Annotated in this window: 16 protein-coding genes; 4 read left to right on the top strand and 12 right to left on the bottom strand. The window is 36.3% G+C overall.

Annotated elements, in window-relative coordinates; genetic code table 11:
• Positions 1–129 precede the first annotated feature (129 nt).
• The 7 genes from RRY75_RS11985 to yunB all read right to left on the bottom strand — a co-directional run bounded on the left by RRY75_RS11985 (position 130) and on the right by yunB (position 7,629).
• Entirely contained in the window at positions 130–393 is a 264-nt protein-coding gene (locus tag RRY75_RS11985) for a hypothetical protein (protein WP_332493271.1), read from the bottom strand.
• 680 nt (positions 394–1,073) lie between these two features.
• Complete coding sequence (locus RRY75_RS11980; protein ID WP_332527791.1) at positions 1,074–1,811, bottom strand: YebC/PmpR family DNA-binding transcriptional regulator; 738 nt, start codon at positions 1,809–1,811, stop codon at positions 1,074–1,076.
• Positions 1,812–1,893: 82 nt separating this feature from the next.
• On the bottom strand, positions 1,894–2,532 hold the full coding sequence (locus RRY75_RS11975) for a YigZ family protein (protein WP_332493273.1): 639 nt from the start codon (positions 2,530–2,532) through the stop codon (positions 1,894–1,896).
• 150 nt (positions 2,533–2,682) lie between these two features.
• The gene (locus tag RRY75_RS11970) at positions 2,683–2,928 is read right to left on the bottom strand and encodes a DUF6514 family protein (protein WP_332493274.1); all 246 of its coding nucleotides are present in this window, start codon (positions 2,926–2,928) and stop codon (positions 2,683–2,685) included.
• A 195-nt stretch (positions 2,929–3,123) separates the two neighbouring features.
• A complete protein-coding gene (hflX, locus tag RRY75_RS11965; protein ID WP_332493275.1) occupies positions 3,124–4,380 on the bottom strand; it encodes a GTPase HflX in 1,257 nt (418 codons plus the stop codon).
• Positions 4,381–4,633: 253 nt separating this feature from the next.
• Entirely contained in the window at positions 4,634–6,739 is a 2,106-nt protein-coding gene (locus tag RRY75_RS11960; protein ID WP_332493276.1) for a glutamine synthetase III family protein, read from the bottom strand.
• Between the two features lie 122 nt (positions 6,740–6,861).
• Positions 6,862–7,629, bottom strand: a complete 768-nt coding sequence (yunB, locus tag RRY75_RS11955) for a sporulation protein YunB (protein ID WP_332493277.1) — start codon at positions 7,627–7,629, stop codon at positions 6,862–6,864.
• Between the two features lie 234 nt (positions 7,630–7,863).
• Here yunB and RRY75_RS11950 point away from each other — a divergent pair, with 234 nt between their 5' ends.
• The gene (locus tag RRY75_RS11950; protein ID WP_332527793.1) at positions 7,864–10,464 is read left to right on the top strand and encodes a transglycosylase domain-containing protein; all 2,601 of its coding nucleotides are present in this window, start codon (positions 7,864–7,866) and stop codon (positions 10,462–10,464) included.
• Positions 10,465–10,536: 72 nt separating this feature from the next.
• Here RRY75_RS11950 and RRY75_RS11945 read toward each other — a convergent pair whose 3' ends face one another.
• The 3 genes from RRY75_RS11945 to RRY75_RS11935 are packed head-to-tail and all read right to left on the bottom strand — an operon-like array spanning position 10,537 to position 14,258.
• Entirely contained in the window at positions 10,537–12,066 is a 1,530-nt protein-coding gene (locus RRY75_RS11945) for a VanW family protein (protein WP_332527794.1), read from the bottom strand.
• 34 nt (positions 12,067–12,100) lie between these two features.
• Positions 12,101–12,253 (bottom strand): hypothetical protein, encoded by a 153-nt coding sequence (locus RRY75_RS11940; protein WP_332493280.1) that lies wholly within the window; start codon positions 12,251–12,253, stop codon positions 12,101–12,103.
• On the bottom strand, positions 12,246–14,258 hold the full coding sequence (locus tag RRY75_RS11935; RefSeq protein ID WP_332527795.1) for an ATP-dependent helicase: 2,013 nt from the start codon (positions 14,256–14,258) through the stop codon (positions 12,246–12,248). Before RRY75_RS11935 ends, RRY75_RS11940 begins: the two co-directional genes overlap by 8 nt.
• 126 nt (positions 14,259–14,384) lie before the next feature.
• Here RRY75_RS11935 and RRY75_RS11930 point away from each other — a divergent pair, with 126 nt between their 5' ends.
• On the top strand, positions 14,385–14,723 hold the full coding sequence (locus RRY75_RS11930; RefSeq protein ID WP_332527796.1) for a hypothetical protein: 339 nt from the start codon (positions 14,385–14,387) through the stop codon (positions 14,721–14,723).
• A 48-nt stretch (positions 14,724–14,771) separates the two neighbouring features.
• A complete protein-coding gene (locus RRY75_RS11925) occupies positions 14,772–15,992 on the top strand; it encodes a glycosyltransferase family 4 protein (RefSeq protein WP_332493283.1) in 1,221 nt (406 codons plus the stop codon).
• 102 nt (positions 15,993–16,094) lie between these two features.
• Here RRY75_RS11925 and nth read toward each other — a convergent pair whose 3' ends face one another.
• Complete coding sequence (gene nth, locus RRY75_RS11920; RefSeq protein WP_332493284.1) at positions 16,095–16,787, bottom strand: endonuclease III; 693 nt, start codon at positions 16,785–16,787, stop codon at positions 16,095–16,097.
• Between the two features lie 14 nt (positions 16,788–16,801).
• Positions 16,802–18,532: a B12-binding domain-containing radical SAM protein gene (locus RRY75_RS11915; protein WP_332493285.1), complete on the bottom strand. Its 1,731-nt coding sequence runs from the start codon at positions 18,530–18,532 to the stop codon at positions 16,802–16,804.
• Positions 18,533–18,648: 116 nt separating this feature from the next.
• On the opposite strand from RRY75_RS11915, the gene RRY75_RS11910 reads away from it, so the two are divergent.
• On the top strand, positions 18,649–19,017 hold the full coding sequence (locus tag RRY75_RS11910) for a hypothetical protein (protein WP_332493286.1): 369 nt from the start codon (positions 18,649–18,651) through the stop codon (positions 19,015–19,017).
• Positions 19,018–19,091: the final 74 nt, after the last annotated feature.

Here is a 19,091-nt window from a genome sequence, read left to right as displayed (position 1 = left end):
ACTACTGTTTACTCTATTCTCCCCAGCCTAGCTGGGGGATTAAGATTGTCATTTATAGTAGCTTAAAAGGTAAATCCCTTATTCTACAAGGCTATACGTTGTAAAAATAAGGGTTATTTGAGCTCGTATTTATTCAATAGGTATTCTTCTTAAACTAGATAAACATGCTTTAGCTTCTAATCGTTTATCCATAAGGGCATCATTGGCTATTGCAACATGAATAGAATGATTCCGGTAATCCCCTTCTAATAAGTGGGCATATGTATTAATACTCATGACAACTAAATCACCATACCCCTTGGTCGTAATAAGGATAGGTTCTTGTTTGGCACGACATAGTTCAAAAATTTCATTTGTATTTCTTAAATCTTTAATAGGCCTGATTTGTGACACGGCTTCACCTCCTTTTATATTCTCATTATACCAATATAATCCAGTAAGAACAATGTATATATCGAAATATAATTTAAAATTATAAAAAATATAGTAATTATACACTAAAATAGACACGGATTTTTACTGTGCCTATTTTAAATCACTCTATTCTTTTCTATGTCTTTAATGAATTTTATACATCTCATAACTTTCTCTCAACGTTGATAATTTGATTATACAAGAAAACATACGGTATTCAATAACCTCTTAGATGCACCTATAATCTTTTTTGCTCTTTGCCTGCTATATTACAAAATATTATTTTACCTCAGCCCTATAGTACTTCACATAACCATAATCTAAATTAACTAAAATAATTAACTAAAATAGCATAATTAAATTATTTTTCTTCTGCTACTTAGATAAATCTTTACAAAAAAAGTAGGCCCTTTTTAAGCCCACTTTTCAGTAAAACATATAATTTATTAAAGCTTAGCAAAAAAATGATTATACTCTTATTACTATCGTGGCATTACTTTATTTTAGTCCGTTAGACATAAAAAACTCCAATGATGATATACGTTATATGTTGTACATCATCATTGGAAATTCTATTTTATCATCATGCAATAAGTTTTAACACTCTATTGCAAAATATTCATTTAATGAAACCTATAAATATCAATACTTAACCTTAATTATTCAGCCTCTTCGTAGTTATGATAAATGTTTTGAACATCATCATCATCTTCGAGAAGTCCTATCATTTTATCCCAGCCTTTAAGATCGGATTCTGCTGTAATAGTTGCTAATGTTTGTGGAACCATTGTAATTTCAGCTTGTGCCATTTCGATGCCAGTAGCTTCGATTGCAGCATATACATCTGAGAATACTTCTGGATCTGTTATTACAGTGAATCCTTCATCTTCTGATTCAAAGTCTTCTGCACCTGCTTCAATAGCAAGCATCATGAGTTCATCTTCATCCATATCAGTCGCTTCTCTTTCGATAACGATTTGACCTTTTTTGTCGAACATGAAAGCTACACAACCTGATGTACCCATGTTTCCATTTCCTTTTGAAAAAGCAGCGCGTACGTTAGCAGCTGTACGGTTTCTGTTATCTGTAAGTGTTTCAACAATAACTGCAACCCCATTTGGGCCGTAACCTTCATAAGTGATATGTTCATAGCTTACTGAGCCATCTTCACCAACAGCCTTTTTTATACTTCTTTGAATCGTATCATTCGGCATGTTATTTGATTTTGCTTTAACAATAACATCACGTAATTTACGGTTAATTGTTGGGTCTGAACCGCCACCTTCTTTAACTGCGACTGCAATTTCACGACCAATTTTTGTAAAGATTTTTCCTTTTGCTGCATCATTTTTGCCTTTTTTATGTTTAATATTGGCAAACTTTGAATGTCCTGACATATATTAAAAGCCTCCTTATATTTATACACTCATGTACATAAACAAATTTCTTCCTTATTGTAACATATTTTCTAGGGGTGTATCAACACTTAACACTTCTTTGAATGAGTACATATTCACCCTTTTCTATAGAGGTTTCAGCATTAGTCTTTTCAATAAGCCAGTCAGTAAAAGCCTCCTCCTCTCCCATCTCTACTTCTACAACAAAGCGTACCACATCTGTATATAGAGTGTCACGAATGATATAGTTTTGATCATTTAAAAGATATTGTACCTTACCAGAGAGAGGATAAGACATCTCTAAAGTGAATAAGCAAACACGCATCTTTTCAATAAGTCCTGCTGCAAGTATACCCTCTTTAGCACCCTTTCCATACGCTCTGACTAGCCCACCAGTACCTAGGAGCGTCCCTCCAAAATATCTGGTGACAACAATCAAAGTATTTTTAATCTGATGCCCTTTTAAGACATCTAAAATAGGTTTACCTGCTGTGCCTTGAGGTTCGCCATCATCACTAAAACGCTGAATTTCATCGCGCTCTCCTATTTGATAAGCAAAACAGTTATGAGTTGCATCCCAATATTTTTTGCGAAGCTTAGCCAGTATAAGATCAGCTTCTTCTTGCGATTCTATTGGAAAGACAGAAGCAATAAAACGCGACTTTTTCTCGACGATTTCAGCGTAGCCTTCCCCGGCTATTGTTATATAACGATCTAACATAGTCACCACCTATCATGATTTTTGCTCTTTTCATCATAGCATAACCCAGATAAAAGGTAAATTCCTGTTGTCATTAAAATAAGAGTAAAGCAACTTATAGATATGCTTTACTCTTAACTGTTATGGTGCCTGTATTTAAAGTTATTCATATTATTGGAGATAGTCGTCAAGGATTTCGGTCATAGATGTAAGTGTTACGTTTCCTTGGTGCATCATCTTTGCAAGAGATAAAGCTTCGACTAAATCTTCTGTAAAGTACTCACTGTCACATAGGATGCCCTTTTCTGTACGTTTTTCTAAAGAAACGCCGTAAAACTTATCTTTTTGAATAACAAAATACTGAATTTGAAGCGAGTTTTCTGTCGCTTCCCCTACATAAACCTTATTTATTAACATCTAAAATCCCCCTTGATTTTCATCTATCTTTATTATAGGAGATAGTTGAATTTTTTGAAAGCAAAAGATATCGCAATAAATTTAGGTTTATACTATAAATCGTCAAAGTAGATACCATAACTTTTTAGGCTATCCTAATAATGGAAATTATTCTCTGAAAATTAAAAGATAATGTCGAAAGTTGACAGAAACTTTTTAGTCTACAAGGTATTCTTGAATACGATAGAAAGAATCAGAGTGAAGATAACCACTCATTAAGACACCATCGTTTAAATATTCTTCTTCTAAGCGTTCACCTTGCGCATGACAAAAAGCTAAAAGCTCAGCTTGTGTGTACGGAATGAGGATTTTAAAAGGTTTCATTTTTTCATAGAGCATGGTTTCTAAAAGGTTTAACAATTCTTCTAAGTTGCGCTTTTCTCTTGCAGAGATTTCAACATGCGAAACAGCTAAGTCATCTTGTAAGTAATGTGCATCGACTTGATCAATTTTGTTGTAGACGGTGACAATAGGAAGTTCTGTAATACCTAATTTTTTTAGTGTTTCATGTACCACTTCATAGTGTGTTGCTAAATGCTCGGAACTGGCATCTACAACATGAAGAATAATATCTGCATACTTAGCTTCTTCTAACGTCGAATAGAAAGCTTTAACTAGATGGTGAGGGAGCTTGCGAATAAAGCCTACAGTATCAGTGACAAGGACTTCTGTCCCACTTGGTAAGTTAACGGCACGTGTTGTTGGATCTAGAGTTGCAAAGAGTTGATCTGCAGCATAAATATCACTATCAGCCAAGGCGTTAAGCAAAGTGGATTTACCAGCATTAGTGTATCCTACAATAGCAATAACAGGTGTGCTGTTTTTTTGTCTGCGACTACGAAGAAGTTGACGATGCTTTTCTAAATTATCAATTTCAGCTTGTAAAAGTTCCATACGTGTACGAATATGACGTTTATCAAGTTCTAATTTCTTCTCACCAGGACCACGTGTACCAATCCCACCACCTTGTTTAGAAAGCATAGAGCCAAATCCTGTAAGACGAGAGTTTTGGTATTTAAGCTGTGCCATTTCTACTTGAAGTTTACCTTCTTTAGAACGGGCACGTTGAGCAAAGATATCTAAAATAACAAGCGTACGATCCATAACTTTCACACCAAGGGCTTCGCTTAAGTTACGCATTTGTACAGGTGAGAGTTCATCATCTGATATAACACCTGTTAAATCATGAAGTGCAATCATTTGAGCGAGTTCTTGTACTTTTCCAGTACCAATATAAAATCCTGGATTGATGCTATCCACACGTTGAAGTACTTTAGCAACAACTTCACCGCCTGCAGTACGTACGAGTTCTTCTAATTCATCAAGGCTTTCCCAAGCAGCCTCTTCTTTTAAGTTTTTCTTTTGCGCGGCAAAGAGTAAGACGCGCTCTTGTACTTGTTTTAATTCTTCCATAGTATTCCTTTCTTGTTCATGCGATTAGCATAAGTTCTTTCTTTATTATACCAAAATTTTTAGTAGTCTATAAGGTTTTCCTCTAAAAAAGCAAGAACAGCCTTCTAAATAATCGAGTAGGAGGTAGATAATTAGTTTGTCGGGGGATGTGCTTGGCACTACTAACCCGCACTAGGGACTTGCACCCTTAAGAGTGTGCCCATGCTGGGCACACTAGAAAAAGGACTGCCATAAAGACAGTCCTTTCAAAAGATTAAACTCTAAATAAAAGTTCGCTATAAGTTGGAATTGGCCAAATTTGTTCATCAACGATGGTTTCAAGCGCATCAACCACGTCACGTAGAGTTTCCATTTCAGGAAGAACTGCTTGATGGAAGGCTTGTGCTTTTTCCAGGCCATCATGAATTTCAACTGCTTTGGCATGAGCAGCTTCAAGTGCATCAATAGACTTTTTAAGACCATTAAATAGTCTATTGAGTTCACCAAGTAATTGGCTTTGTGGTTCAATATCAAATTGACCAATGCTTGTCATCATACTTACATTTTGAGCAACTTGCGTCATATAAGTAAGGACGGCAGGCATAATTTGTGTTTTTGCCATGCCAAGCATTGTACGTGCTTCAATATTGATCGTTTTGTAATACTCTTCTACCATGATTTCGTAACGAGAATGAAGTTCTACTTCTGTAAAGACTTTCATTTTACCAAAAAGATCAATAGCTTTTGGTGCAATAAGTGCTGGAAGTACATCTACAGTTGATGCAAAGTTAGGCAACTCACGTCGTGCTGCTTCTTCTACCCATTCTTCAGAGTACCCATTACCATTAAAGAGAATACGTCCATGTTTTTTAAGTGTGTGGCGTACAAGACGTTTAACTGTTTTTTGGAGATCTTCACCTTTTTCAAGTTCTAGGGCAAAATCATTTAAAGTATCTGCAACAATTGTATTAATAATAACGTTTGCTTCAGAAATACAACCTGAGGATGGGAACATTCTAAATTCAAATTTATTACCTGTGAAAGCGAATGGAGAAGTACGGTTACGGTCTGTTACTTCTTTTTTCAGTTTTGGAAGTGTAGCCACTCCCATTTCCATAAACTCTTTTGTGAAACTGTCAGATTCTTCGCCACGTGCTACGTGATAAAGCATTTCAGAAAGACTTTCTCCAAGGAAGATAGAGATAATGGCAGGAGGTGCTTCGTTACCTCCTAAACGGTGGTCATTTCCTGCTGTTGAAGCAGAGAGTCTTAAAAGATCTGCATGTTTATCAATAGCTTCAATAATAGCTGCTAAGAATACAAGGAAAGTTAAGTTTTCTTTAGGTTGTTTGCCAGGTGAGAATAAGTTTTTACCTGTATCTGTTACAAGTGACCAGTTATCATGTTTACCTGATCCGTTTACACCTCTAAATGGTTTCTCATGAAGTAAACATGCAAGGTCATGACGGTTTGCCACTTTTTGAAGCGTTTCCATGATAAGTTGGTTTTGGTCAGAAGCTACGTTTGCTGTTGCAAAAATAGGTGCAAGTTCATGTTGGGCTGGTGCTACTTCGTTATGTTTAGTTTTAGAAGGTACTCCTAATTTCCAAAGTTCAATATCGATTTCACGCATGAACTTACCAATTTTTTCTTTAATACTTCCATAGTAATGGTCTTCCATTTCTTGGCCTTTTGGAGGCATTGCGCCAAAAAGTGTACGACCTGTAAAGATAAGATCTTTACGTTGTTGATATTGACGCTTGTCAACTAAAAAGTATTCTTGTTCTGCACCAATGGTTGTAATAACTTTTTTGCTCTCTGTATCACCTAAGGCACGAAGGACGCGTAAAGAGGCTTCTTCAATGACTTCCATTGAGCGTAAAAGAGGTGCTTTTTTATCGAGTGCTTCTCCAGTATGAGAATAAAATACAGTTGGAATACATAAGGCTACTCCACTAATATCTTCTTTTAAGAAAGCAGGTGATGTACAGTCCCAAACAGTATAACCTCTTGCTTCAAAAGTTTGTCTAAGCCCGCCTGATGGGAATGAAGAACCATCTGCTTCACCTTTTATGAGCTCTTTGCCTGAAAATTCCATAATAACACGACCATCTGCAGTTGGAGATAAGAAAGAATCATGTTTTTCAGCTGTACGGCCATTCATTGGTTGGAACCAATGAGTAAAGTGTGTTGCACCATGTTCAATAGCCCAGTCTTTCATAGCATTAGCTACAACATCTGCAATACTTGGATCAAGCTCAAGTCCTTCATCAATTGTCTTATGTAGCTGTTTATAAGTAGACTTAGGAAGACGCTCGCGCATCACCTTATCATCAAATACATTTTTTCCAAATAGCTCAGATAACTTAATGTTTTCCATCTTTTTAGCGCCCCTTTGTTGTAGGATTAGTATAATTTAATATATCATTTCTGGTAACTAATAACAACACTCGAAAATAGAGAAAATTACAGAGGGGTTAAAAAATCACTTGTGCATTATGTCTAAGGCTCCGCATAAACATTAAATTCTTCTGTTACTTCACCGGGTGCAACATCCAGCACATTATCAGGGAGTACATTAACATAGCTTGGTGGCACTTTTCCAGAAACCATCTTATCAATCAGTACAATACGTCTTGAAATATGGATTTGATCTGCAAAAAGTGGAACAACTACTTGAACGGTTGTATCAATATCTAGCCATACTGTGTGGTTGACTTGGTTGATGCCTGTCGAACGAATTTGATTATCATAGTCTACCTTCACTGTTCCAATAGGTAGAACTTGAATACTCATCTCCGGTCCTAAGTTAGCAAAGATACGGCTTCCTGTTAAGTTACCTAGAGGTACTTTAAAACTAATGGTACCAATGGTAGATAACTTTTCAGCTACTTTGTCAACAATGTCAGCACAAAGCGTATTAATAAGGATAGAATTGACATTCCAAGAAACTAACTCACCTGCATCATTGTAGTCGTAACTAATAAGATCTTCTTCCGTAATTTGAGAGCTCTCTAGTGAAAGATTAACGGCCTCATTAATCGCCTTAGTTGAAATAGTCGTTGCTTCTTTTTCTGCCATTGCAATAATAGTGGGCATAACTTGTCTGTCTAACTGGATATAAATTAAAGAAAATATGGCAATAATGAAAGCAAGTGCTAGGGCACCTTGGAACGTATGTCCATAGGACTTCTTTCTATAGGAATTTGAGTAAGAATAATGTTTGGGCTTAGGGGTGGGTCTGTAGCGATATCTATAGCTTCTAAACATAGCTTGCCTCCAATAAATACTTTCTCTTCTAATATATTCGTTGGATGAGTATTCCATGACAAGCTTTGAAGCAAAGCTAAAGAATGAACCAAATGTTAAAGTTTTATTACTATTCAATGGTAATACTTTTCTATTCTAAACTTTAGCATTATACTAGTACAGAACGTAACTTGTTATTTTATTTTGCCCAAACTAAAGAGATTTGTTATAATACCCTAGTGAGGAGGATGATAGATGAATTATTCTAAAGATTCACGTTCAGAGAAAATTAAAGAAACTAATAAAAATACAAAGAAGAAAAAGACAAAAAAGGCAAAGGTAACTGCATTTCGTGTTGTTGTTATTGCTATTGTCATTGGTGTATTTGCTGTATGTGGTGCAGGACTTGGCATATTTATGGGTATTATTAAAAGTGCCCCAGATGTGGCCACTATTAACATTAAGCCAACAACAGACTTCACTTCTTTTGTATACGATCAAAATGGTGTAGAAATCGATAGACTGTCCGGTGGTGAAAACCGTATCTATGCTAAATTAGATCAAATTCCACAAAACCTTCAAGATGCTGTTGTAGCTATTGAGGATTCTAGATTTTACCAGCATAATGGGATTGACATACGTGGGATTATGCGTGCCATTGTAGAAAACCTAAAGGCAGGTCGTATCGTTGAAGGGGCAAGTACTATCACCCAACAAGTTATTAAAAACAATGCTTTAACAAGTGACCAAACTTTTGTGCGTAAAATCCAAGAACAATACTTAGCGATTCAGGTTGATGCCCTTTACGAAAAGGAATTGATTCTTGAATCCTATCTCAATACAATGCCTCTTGGCCATGGTACAAATGGTGTACAAGCTGCAGCTAATCGTTACTTTGGTAAAGATGTATCAGAACTGTCATTAGCAGAATGTGCTGTAATAGCTGGAATTACTCAAGCACCAACACGTTTAAGTCCAATTCGCAACCCAGAAAACAACTGGGAAAAGGCAAAAGTTATTTTATCCTATATGCAGGAGCAAGGCTATATTACAGAAGACGAACGTCAAATGGCACTTCAAGAGAATCCCTATGAAAATATTCAAGAAGTTAATCAAAAGTTTGAAAAAGATTCTTCTCATAGTTATTTTGTAGATGCTGTAATTGAACAAGTTATTGATGATTTAGTTGAGCAAGGGATGACGCCAACACAAGCCAACAACTTACTTTTCGGTGGTGGTGTTGAAATCTATACTACTCTTGACCAAGACATACAAAAGATTGTAGATGTGAAAATGGCTGACGATAGCCTCTTCCCTTCCTATAAAGAGTATGTAATCAACTATAGTGCAACAATTGAAAAAACAGACAAAACGCAAGTGAATAAATGGGCAGAAGGCGTTATTAAATCTAAAGATGAAGAAGAAATCTTCAAAAAGGCTAAGCAAGCTGAATGGGGACTAGAAGGTGGTAATAAAATCATTGCTAAAGCCGTTCAACTTATTCCACAAGCACAAGCAGCCTTTGTTATCTCAGATCCATACAACGGTCATGTGAAAGCCCTTTCAGGTGGACGTGGTAAGAAATACGGAGACCGTACTTTTAACCGTGCAACACAAGCAAAACGTCAACCAGGTTCTTGCTTTAAAGTGCTTGCTTCTTATGCACCAGCATTAGATACAGGCCTACTCTCTCCCGGTTCAATTATTGTAGATGAACCTTATACAATTGGTAAATACTCTCCTAAAAACTGGCGTAGTTATTATAAGGGGCCAACGACAGTGCGTGAAGGCATTTGGGATTCTATGAATATCTTAGCGGTTAAAACAGTTGATATGGTTGGTATTGAGACAGCCTTTAACTATTTATTAAATTTCGGATTTACGACCCTTAAAGAATCAGATAAAGTATATGCCCTTCCTCTTGGTGGTCTAACAGAAGGGGTTACACCTCTTGAACTCAATGCAGCCTATGCAGCAATTGCTAATCAAGGGACTTATACAAAACCTGTTCTATACACTCAAGTATTAAGTCGTGATAAAGAAGTACTTTTAGATAATACAGTACCAGAGTCTCATGCAGTTATTAAACCATCTACTGCTTCTATGCTTACAGATATGATGGAAGATGTTGTAACCATTGGTACAGGTGGTAAGGCTGCTGCAGGTATGAAGAATATGCCAATAGCAGGTAAGACAGGTACAACATCTGATAATAAAGACTTCCTATTTGCAGGTTATACACCATACTATGCTGCAACTGTATGGATGGGATATGATAGACCTCAGTCTTTCACTGCAGGTAGCACTCACCTTGACCTTTGGGCAAGCATTATGTCTGAAATCCACAATCAGTTACCACGCAAAGATTTTGAAATGGTGACATCTGGCTATACCAAGACTTCTATATGTGCAGATTCCGGTAAATTACCGACAGAACTTTGTAAGTTAGTACCTGATCATAAAATTGTTTCAGACTACTTCCAAAAAAACCAAGCCCCTACAGACTATTGTGATGTTCATGTTCAAGAACAAGTGTGTAGTGTATCAGGAAAAATTGCTACAGAGTTCTGTCCTACAGATACCATTGTAACAAAAGTGGTAAACCGTCATGGTAAACTTAACGCAGATAATTTATGTGATGTACACACACAGGATACAGTAATAGAAAAACCAGAAGATCCAACCTTTCCTGAATGGGGTGAATGGCCTTGGGGCGATGGTAATGAAAGTGCAACACCACCAACTGAAGGTAGTGCAACACCACCAACCGAAGAAGTTGTACCCCCTACAGATCCTGTAGAACCTACAGTTTCAAATACAGATGATGAAAGTGGATTCTTTATTCCACAAGGCTAAAAAAGGTAGAAGCTATATACAAAAGCCCCACTTAACTCGTTGAGTTAAGTGGGGCTTTTGTATATAGCTTCTTTAATTTAGTGGTGCTGGATTGTCACCTGAAGGCATTAAAGGAAGGTCAATGACTTCTTCACTTACAGTAGGAGATGTTTCAGATATAATAGGTTTAGTTTGTACAGGTTCTGATTTAGCTTTTTCCGGTTTGACTGGTTGAAGGTTTTCTACTCCCCTTGGTTTAGTGCCAACACGGATTACCTCACCCCTTACACGATACGTGCTAGTATTAATGAGCTGCTTGTTGACAAGTTCACCATCTTTATAGAAGAGCCGATAAAGTTTTACCTTCTTACCTTCTAATGGACGTACTTCTTGAACCTTTTGATCCACATACATCGTGTCATCTTTAATAATAGTAGGTGCGGGTGGTTCAATTGTTTCAATGAGTTCCGAAGCAAACTTAACCTCATCATAAGTCAATTTCAAACCTTTATGTCCAAATAAGTTAACAATCACATGATTATTTTCACAATAGGCTTCTACGAATAAGGGATACTCGGAGTTATTCCTAAATTTAAAATCAATAATATCAGTTGCATAAGTTGCATCTCTTCCCAATGGGACATAGGCAACCGGTAATGAGTGATTGGCACGAGAGTATATCTCTACATCAGTTAAAAGAAGTGCATTGTATAAAGTAGATGCTATTTGACAAACACCTCCACCTATCCCCTCTTCCAATTTTCCATTGACAATGACTTTAGAGTTACGATAACCTGCTTCTTCCGAAATAGGTTCAAGTTGGGTAGCTAGTGAGAAGATTTCACCTGGTTGCAGCTGAATGTTGATTTTACGTGAGGAAAGCTTTAAATTTTCATTCCGGTTAAGGTCTGCATTATTATAAGCTGTCGAGAAACTAGCCAATGGCGTCTGTTCCTCGCTTAAATGAGCCTTTGTAATGCTTGGTAATACTTCTTTCATAATCACTTGAATGGGTTCTTTTGTAAGTGGCTCAGTCGTTATATACGCGTGGATACGCCCAGCAGTTTTAGGAATATCTAAGCTATAGCCCATTTCTTCGAGCGTAAAAGTAAATTGACGGTTTTCACGTGTAATGGTTGCATCGACAGGTACACTAGTAAATACTTCTTGTACTTCTTCTAAAACCTGTTCAATATCAGATTGTTCATAGGTAGTCTTCGTTGCAAAGTGATGAGGCTCAAAATCTTGGTCTTCTGTGGCTTTAAAACGTTCGAAATAATTGCCCTTATGACCAACTAAATAAGCTTCATCTAAACAAGCTTGTAAGTTGGTCTGAGGTGAGAATTGCTTAAGGGTAATATCTTTGGTTTGTTCTTTGTTCACTAAAGTAATAAATTGGTTCTCATGATAGGTGTCAAGTTGCCTACTGACTTCTTTTAAAGCCTCTTCAGGGGTAAGCCCCCCTATAGGTATGTCATTAATATACACTTGTTTGGCATAGACCAAGTCATAAGCTGATACAACGTGATAAACGTAAGCGAGTGCACTGCATATAACGCCTAAAATGAGTACGAGTCCAATGAGTACACTAACGATAAGACCTTTCTTCTTGTTAGTTGCCATAGCCGCCTCCTATTATTCAAACTTTCTAATGATATTATCCTCTAAAAGCGAATTGACCAAAAGCACTTAGAATCATAGCTGCTACAAGAAGTAGGCTGACTACCATTACAATTTGCTTTTTATGTTTATGCATCAAACCAAATAGATTGATATTAGCTTTTTTCTTTTTCTTACTTTTATTAGACATGTTCTTCCTCCTGATATAATAAATGATGTTTCATACAGTATAAATAGTCTAGTACTTTCTGCATTGTTTTGAAGCGGATGGTTGCTTTTGAACCTTCAATTTTTTCAATGATGCCACGTCCATAGATTTTGTGCTTTACCCTTTCACCTTCTTTTAAAATAACTTTAGGATGAAGCATTTCTAGAACAAAAGGGGAACTTTCTGTCTTTTTTTGATGGCGCGACTTAGGAATCATTAAGTACAGATGTTTTTTAGCACGAGTAAGTCCTACATAAAAGAGACGTCTCTCCTCTTCTAACTGAAGTTCCCCAAGGCTTTTATTGTGAGGGATGATACCATCTACAATATCAATTAGAAATACAGCTTGAAACTCAAGACCTTTAGCACTATGCATAGTAGATAGACTAATGCCTTGGTGACTTTTATCTCTCATACTTTGTTTAATACTTTGTGTCACAGCAATCATACTTTCTTCCCACTCCTCTACAGATGGATACCCTTTAGCTGAGTCTTCAATCTCTTCAAGTAAGTCAACCAGGCCTTCTGACGGGATTTTTCTATATTTGGCATAGTCAAGCATATAGTGTTCATAGCCTATCATGTGACGTATGTAGCGAATGGCGTCTAGAAGTGAAAGGGTTGCTAATCTTTGTAAATGAAAAATGAGTTCTTCTACCCGATCACGTTGACTACGATTAAGACTTTGGAGTTGACTTAATGTATTCAAGAAATGTCCGCCTTGTGCCATAGCCTCTTGAATAGCAACTTTACTAATATAGCGACTCGGCCTATTAATAATTTGTATGCCCCATTCTACATTGCCCATTTGATGCGCTAGGCGTAAGTAGGCAAGTATATCTTTTGTAACCCATTGATCATATAGCGTAGAAAAAGCATCTTTGATTACAAAGGGTAATTGAGCTTTTCTAAGGGCTTCAATGATGGGTCTAGCCTGTACATTTGTACGATAAATGACAGCACATTCATGTAAGGGAATCTGCTGTTTTTGAAGGATAAAAAGCTGTTCTAGCACTTTTGTAGCTTGTTCATTACTATCTTCACAGTAAACAAAAGTAGGGTTTACACCTGTGCCCTGATGGGCCAACATATGCTTTTCGTACCTAATCGTATTATACCCTATTAAGTTATTGCTGTAACGTAAAATATTTTCTGTAGATCTATAATTTACATCTAGAATGACTTTTTTCACAGGTTTAAAATAATTCTCAAAAGAAAGTAGAAATTCAGGTTTAGCGCCTCTAAATTGATAAATACTTTGGTCATCATCTCCTACAACAAATAAGTCCGGTTGATTACCTGCTAGAAGCTTAATAATTTCAAATTGAACACAGTTAATATCTTGAAATTCATCAATTAAAATGTGTTTATAACGTTCTTGGTAAAATTTAAGGATTTGAGAATCATTTTGTAGGAGATAATAAGTATGTGTAAGCATATCATCAAAATCAAATAAGCCTTGTCGCTCCTTATAACTTTCATAAGCCTGATAAACACTTAAAAAAAGTTCTTTTGAAAGGCCATCAGGGTTGTAAAATCTTGGTTGAATAAGCTGATTTTGCATAAGGGTTAAGTGGCCTAAAAAAACTTCAACAAAATCTTCATAGTCATCACTTACGTCCATACTTGCATAAATTTTTTCAATAAACTGTTTCTTTTTATCTTCTTGAATTAGGCGGTCTAACCCATAGCGTACGGGGTCGCTGTTTCTAAGCATGCGATAAAAAATAGAGTGGAATGTCCCAAAAGCTACGCTATGGGTAGTATCTTTTTTCTGGTAGCGACTTTGCATTTCTTGGGCAGCAGCCTTGGTAAAGGTAATAACGAGTATCTTTCTTGGATCGCAAGCAAGATTGTGAATCATATGATAAACACGTTCAGTAATAACAAAAGTTTTGCCAGAACCGGGGCCTGCAATAACCATAACAGGACCTAGTGGCATATGGACAGCAGTTGTTTGGTTGTCATTAAGCATTTTATTTTTCATAAGTCTTGTCATCTTTCATTCATAAGTTTTCTCTTTTCATTATACTCTGTTCTTTTCATTAAAATCAATTTGTATTATAATAAATATAGTTTTTATACCTAAGTTAATAAAGAAGGGGTGGAGACTTTGAATCCATGGACAACTTTAGTCGTGCGCCTGAGTGGGGTTATAGGTATAGTCATTTGTTTTCTAGTCATAGCTTGGTGTATAAAAAGAAGTATTCATAAGCGTAATGACCGCTGGGAAAAATATTTGAATGAAGAACGTGAGGCCAATGCTAATGTACAAGCATCTTTTCCCTTTCAATTATTATTGACGATAGAATGGGATAAAATACCTCTAAGTGTAAGTGAAGAGGGTAAATCCTGTTATCAGTCACTTCTAACCTTTCAGACACGTAAAATAAATCAAAACTTCGAACCTATTATCAAACAACTGGGGATACTTTCAAGCTTAAAATGCTAAAAGAGCATATCGAAAGCTAATGTTAAAATGAATTAAGAGGGTGTTAAAATGAATATTGGGATATTTACAGATACGTATTTACCACAAATCAACGGGGTTGTAAGCTCTATTGTAACCCTAGAAGAACAATTAAAAAAACAAGGTCATAACGTTTATATCTTTACGATTAGTCATCCCCATGCAAACGACCAAAAACCTTATGTTTATCGTATACCAAGTTTACCTTTTGTGTTTTTAAAAGACCATCGTGTAGGTATTATTTACTCACAAAAACTCGTGAATCGTGTAAAAAAATTAAAACTAGATATTATTTTATCTCAAACAGAGTTTTCATTAGGCTTTTTAGCTAAACTCATTTCAAAGAAAATAGATGTACCTATTGTACACACTTATCACACCATGTATGAAGAATACATGCACTACATCTCTAAAGGTGTTGAATTTTCTCCTGAGCTTGCACGTAAGTATAGTAAAATGTTTTGTAACAGTGTAGATGGTGTGGTAGCCCCTACTGAAAAAACAAAAGATTTACTTTTAAATTATGGCGTAAAAAAACCTATTGAGGTCATCCCTACAGGGATTAACTTTGCACCTTTTAGTCCAAGTCGCTACACCAAAGGAGAAATTCAAGCTTTAAAAACACAATTCAAGTTGTCCCTAGACGCCCCTACAGTTCTCTTTGTGGGACGTATTGCCAAAGAAAAAAGTATTGATGTGGTTTTAGAAGCATTCCCACGTGTTGTGGAAAAAATTCCTAAGGCAAAATTCTTCATTGTTGGAGATGGCCCTGAAATGACTCATTTAAGAGAAATGGTAACGAAACTTGGACTTGAAGATGCCGTTATTTTTGCAGGTCTTCAACCTTGGGCAACCATTGGAAAATTTTATCAACTAGGCGATGTTTTTGTCAGTGCTTCTGTTTCAGAAACACAAGGCTTAACTTTTGCAGAAGCTATGGCGGCTGGATTACCTGTTGTTGCCAAACATGATGAAAGTATTGAGGCATTGGTAGAAAACGACTACAATGGTCGTAAGTTTAGTAATCAAGAGGAGCTTTCTCAGGCACTTATTGATCTTTTAGAAGATGAGCGTTACCGAAAAACTTTATCTATACATGCAATGAGCTCTGTTGCACCATTGTCTGATGAAATATTTGGTCAAAACGCGTTAGCTTATTATGAACATATATTAGCATTAAGACAAGAGGAAAAAAATCAAGCAAAACCCAAAAAGCATTTGATTAAACCCAAAAAAGGACATACTAATTAATTAATCCCCCAAGAGGTGTACCACATAGTAAAATATGTGGTACACCTCTTGGGGGATTTTTATAGTATATTTTGATAAGTGATAACTTTTATAAAAATCGTTTTAATACATATGTCCTTTTTCTAGGGCTTCTTGGGCCTGCTTAGGTAGGTCTTGAAGGCGCTTTGTTAGACCATAGGGGCACAGGGCAAGAAACATACAGTCTAGGCACTTAGGGGCTCTAGCCGTGCAAATTGCTCGCCCATGGGCAATGACTTGTGTATTATAACGAATCCAATGTTCTTTAGGCAGTTTTTTCATTAATTCCATTTCAATAGCAACAGGGTCTGTCGCCATTGTTAATCCCCAGCGAATAGAGATACGTTTGACGTGGGTATCTACCACAACACTTGGGATATTAAAAATATTACCCCGAACTACATTAGCTGTTTTGCGGCCTACCCCAGCAAGTTCAGTGAGGGCTTCTAGATCTTTGGGCACTTCTCCCCCATATAACTCACAAAGCTTAATGGCACACGCCTTAATGTTTTTAGCTTTATTTTTATAAAACCCTGTACTTTTAATATCTACTTCTAACTCGCTAAGTTCCACTGTAGCAAAGTCTTCGGCTGTACGGTATTTCTTAAATAAGCTTTCTGTCACCATATTGACACGATCATCTGTACATTGTGCACTTAGAATGGTGGCAATTAAAAGTTGTAAAGTATTTTCATGATTGAGATAGCAAATGACATCTTTTTCATAGTACGTATCTAAAGTTTCTAAAATCCGTTCAATCCTTTGTTTTTCTGTCATAATGGCTCCTTTCGCTAGTTACCTAGCCATGGATTGAGTAAAGTATAGCGTGTAGGTTGTAGTGTATAGTCAAAAAGATAAGCAAGTGGAGTTTGAGCTTCACTCAGGTCTCCCTCTACATGATAAGTAAACCATTCAATATGCATTTTTCTTAAGCGTTGTCTAGAAGTCCAAGTAGAATCCACTCCTACTTTTTCAATCATAAAGGCATCATCACGTACTAAGCTATTGGCGTCTTCTCGGTAAGCACTTTGATTTAAGGTGATGAGTGAGGTAGGTAAGTCTTTAACCATTTCATGAGCGTACCAGTCCATTTTTACAAGTTCACGGATTAACGTTTTGCTAATACCTTCTAACGTATCTGCAAAGGCTACTAATAAAAGATAATAAGCATCTTTCTTGTGTGCTACTTTGTCATAACCATTAGACTCCCAAAAGGCATTGAAAGCCTCATAAAAATCAAAGGGAGAAGCAAGAAGTGTATAAAGATACTCAAGACTTCGATTAAAACGCTCACTATTATAATAACGCTCAACCAATTCTTCTATACCATGTAATTTTAAAAGTTCGGCAAAACTAATATGATTCGTATAAAGCACTTCATAAGGTGCCTTGCTATGATATACAATACCATATTCCTCTGCACGGGTTCTAAGCCCCGACCCTTTTAAAAGTTTTAAGAAACCCAGTTGAAACTGCTCAGGTCTTAAGCTAATAACATCGTTAAAAGACTGTCTAAAGGAAGCATAATCTTCAAAAGGTAAACCGGCAATTAGGTCTAAATGCTGATGAATATTACCCAACGCTTTGATTTTAAGGGAAATTTCTTGAATATCTTCAAAAGGCATTTTACGGTCTATAGCTGTTAAAACTTTTATATTACTAGATTGCACACCAATTTCAAATTGAATAAGACCAGGCCTTGCATCCTTAAGCATTTCTAAGCAAGCATCTTCTAGGAGCTCTGCTGCAATTTCAAAGTGGAAGTTGGTATAGCCATTGTCATGTTCAATGATGTAGTGCCAAATAGCACGTGCATAGTGCTTGCTGGTATTAAAGGTACGGTCTACAAACTTCACTTGCTTCACACCTTGATCTAAGAAATATTGAATTTCTGACAAGACGCGTTCAAGTGGCATAAAACGTACGCCCTTTTCAATGGAAGACAGACAGTATTGGCAATTAAATGGGCAGCCACGAGAAGCTTCATAGTACATAATCCTATGTTCAAGTCCTGTTAAGTCATCATAGACAAAGGGTAGCTTAGCCATATCCATAAGAGGGCGTGCCATATTGCGACGTACCTTGCCCGCTTCTGTACGGTATACAATGCCTTTAAGTGTTTCAAGAGAGCCTTTGCCATCAATAAGGTAAGCACAGTAGTCATACCAAGTCTCTTCTCCCTCGTTTTCCATAATCATATCTACAGGGATTTTATCAAAAACGGGTTCGCTATTGTAAGAAACTTCTGGTCCACCAAGTACAATTTTTGTATCAGGTAAAACCTTTTTAATAAGGGGTACCAATTCTTCTACTAAGTCCATATTCCAAATGTAGCAAGAGAGGCCAAGTATATCTGGTTTTTTTGTATAAATCTCTTTCAAAATGGCACCAAGCTGATGGTTGATAGTGAGCTCTAAAATCTCCATATGTTCTTTATAGTCGGTACAATAATCCCTAATTAGCCTAAGGGCTAAAGAAGAGTGAATAAATTTAGCATTAAATGAAACAAGTAATATCTTCACAATATTTAAATCCTTCCTTAGTATAATAGTTTTATTATAACACAAGTTCACATATTGCCAAAATGAACTGTAATTCGTTATACTATGCCACATGATTAGAGTTAAGGGGAGTAGGTATGAAAAAAAAACAAAAAGAAACGGTAACACTTGTTAAAGGGACATTAACAACTAAAGAAAAGAAGAAAATGTATGATTGGGAACAGACTCCTAGCCGCGCTTTAGAACCCTGGCATTTAAGCAGTATTGCCTTAATTGCTGACCTTTTAATCCTGTTTATGTATATGTTTTTAGATGTAGGCATAGCTTATCAAATCCCTATAGGGATAGTAACTTTAACAATAGGCCTTATTCTCATTGGAGTTAGTGTCTACTTAATTTATAAAAAGAAATGGTCAATGGGTGTAGCACGTTTTTCTAAAATGATTAATGGTGTAGCACTCTGCATTACATTAGTTTTTTTAGGTCTTACATTTTTAATTGCTTAGTAAATAAAAATGCACTAGTGTATAAGCACTAGTGCATTTTATTTGAAATCTTAATAGTTTGGTGTTACTGTTGT

The organism is Niameybacter sp. (assembly GCF_036655075.1).
Classification (GTDB): domain Bacteria; phylum Bacillota; class Clostridia; order Lachnospirales; family Cellulosilyticaceae; genus Holtiella.
Note: the sequence above shows the minus strand (reverse complement) of the source record. Positions and strands in the feature narration are given on the sequence as shown.

Bases quoted from the DNA above. Each gene is read 5' to 3' on its own strand.
- RRY75_RS11945 (WP_332527794.1), bottom strand. From the start codon at position 12,066: ATGGCAACTAACAAGAAGAAAGGTCTTATCGTTAGTGTACTCATTGGA.
- nth (WP_332493284.1), bottom strand. From the start codon at position 16,787: ATGACAGAAAAACAAAGGATTGAACGGATTTTAGAAACTTTAGATACG.
- RRY75_RS11975 (WP_332493273.1), bottom strand. From the start codon at position 2,532: ATGTTAGATCGTTATATAACAATAGCCGGGGAAGGCTACGCTGAAATC.
- RRY75_RS11970 (WP_332493274.1), bottom strand. From the start codon at position 2,928: ATGTTAATAAATAAGGTTTATGTAGGGGAAGCGACAGAAAACTCGCTT.
- RRY75_RS11950 (WP_332527793.1), top strand. From the start codon at position 7,864: ATGAATTATTCTAAAGATTCACGTTCAGAGAAAATTAAAGAAACTAAT.
- RRY75_RS11980 (WP_332527791.1), bottom strand. From the start codon at position 1,811: ATGTCAGGACATTCAAAGTTTGCCAATATTAAACATAAAAAAGGCAAA.
- RRY75_RS11940 (WP_332493280.1), bottom strand. From the start codon at position 12,253: ATGTCTAATAAAAGTAAGAAAAAGAAAAAAGCTAATATCAATCTATTT.
- RRY75_RS11925 (WP_332493283.1), top strand. From the start codon at position 14,772: ATGAATATTGGGATATTTACAGATACGTATTTACCACAAATCAACGGG.
- RRY75_RS11910 (WP_332493286.1), top strand. From the start codon at position 18,649: ATGAAAAAAAAACAAAAAGAAACGGTAACACTTGTTAAAGGGACATTA.
- RRY75_RS11935 (WP_332527795.1), bottom strand. From the start codon at position 14,258: ATGAAAAATAAAATGCTTAATGACAACCAAACAACTGCTGTCCATATG.
- hflX (WP_332493275.1), bottom strand. From the start codon at position 4,380: ATGGAAGAATTAAAACAAGTACAAGAGCGCGTCTTACTCTTTGCCGCG.
- RRY75_RS11960 (WP_332493276.1), bottom strand. From the start codon at position 6,739: ATGGAAAACATTAAGTTATCTGAGCTATTTGGAAAAAATGTATTTGAT.
- yunB (WP_332493277.1), bottom strand. From the start codon at position 7,629: ATGTTTAGAAGCTATAGATATCGCTACAGACCCACCCCTAAGCCCAAA.